The organism is Bradyrhizobium sp. Ken51 (genome assembly GCF_055807435.1).
Genome location: NZ_JBVVPB010000111.1, coordinates 1 through 1376 on the forward strand (window position 1 = coordinate 1; position 1376 = coordinate 1376).

The window sequence follows — 1376 nt, forward strand, 5'->3', positions numbered from 1 at the left end:
GAGGCCGCCCTGAATCGGAAGCGCGCACTATCGAAGTCGAGGAAGGGGAGCATCTCCCTAACCGCGTCCGGCCCAGCAGATCAGCATCGATGCCGTGCAGCCGCATCGCATTGCCCCGTCGTGTGTAGGCGTCGCGCTGGGCATCGGAGTGGAAGAGGTTCAACACGCCACGCTGTGAGACCATGGCATTGAAGTTGAAGTCCTGCTCCAGCCCTTCCCACAATTTCATCGAAAGTTCGTAGAACGGATAGTTGCCTGGCAGCAGGTAGTTCGAGCGAATGATCGTCGTGTTGCGGCCAACATTGCCCGAACCGATGTAGCTCTTCTCCAGAACGGCGACGTTGCGGATTCCGAATTCCTTGGCGAGATAATACGCAGTGGCAAGACCGTGCCCGCCACCGCCGGCGATAATCACGTCATAATGCGGTTTAGGCATCGGGTCGCGCCAAGCAGGTTTCCATGCCGTGTTGCCGCGAAGACCGTTCAAGAGAATGGAGAAGACCGAGTAGCGCATGGGTGTTCCACGTGTTCGGCCTTGTATAGCGACCATTTTGGCGTCAGAATTTCACAGGAGAGCCATAAAAAGACATTCAGCAGCCATGGGCGACCAAAACAGCAGGTTGACGCAAACCATAGGTTTCCTGTTGCTGCCCGGTTTCGCGCTAATGTCCTATGCTGCCGCGACCGAACCCTTGCGCGCCGCCAACCTGCTTGCCGGCCAGCCGCTCTATGTTGTCAGGCCGCTTTCCCTCGATGGAGCCGCCGTGGCGAGTTCATCGGGCGCCGTTGTCCCTTGCCAACGTCTCGATCAATCGCCGCTGCACACGATTTTCGTCTGCGCAGGCGGAAATCCTTCGACCTTGGGATCTGCAGCGCTTTATGCGGCTCTTCGTCACCTGTCCCGAAGCGGCGTCCGGTTGGGAGGAGTTTCAGGCGGACCTTACATCCTGGCGGCAGCGGGACTGCTCGATGGGCGAGATTTTAACATTCACTGGGAGCACGCGGCGGCTCTCATCGAAGCCTTCCCTCATCTTGCTCCAAAACAGGCTCGCTTCGTGCTCGACGGCAACCGCATTACCTGCGGCGGCGGCGTGGCGCCCCAGGATATGATGCATGCCCTCATCGCCGACCGATGGGCGCAGATTTTGCCCGACGCGTCAGCGACTGGTATCTTCACACCCAAGTAGCCGAGCCGGCCGCGCCTCAGCGCGCTTTGGCGGCGGAGCGTTTTCGCGTCAACCATCCCCTCCTGCTGAACGTTTTGGAGAAGATGGAGGCTGCGATCGAGCAGCCGCTCGATCGTGCTCAGATGGGCATGTATGCGGGCGTCAGCGAGCGCCACCTAGACCGTCTCTTCTCTGAGCATCTGAATGCAG

2 pseudogenes are annotated in these 1376 nt (G+C 59.6%); one reads left to right on the forward strand and one right to left on the reverse strand.

Going from position 1 to position 1376, the window contains the following annotated elements:
• A pseudogene (locus AC0L27_RS41015) lies at positions 1-514 on the reverse strand (FAD-dependent oxidoreductase); the annotation flags it as partial.
• 85 nt (positions 515-599) lie between these two features.
• Here AC0L27_RS41015 and AC0L27_RS41020 point away from each other — a divergent pair.
• Positions 600-1376, forward strand: a pseudogene (locus tag AC0L27_RS41020) (GlxA family transcriptional regulator); the annotation flags it as partial.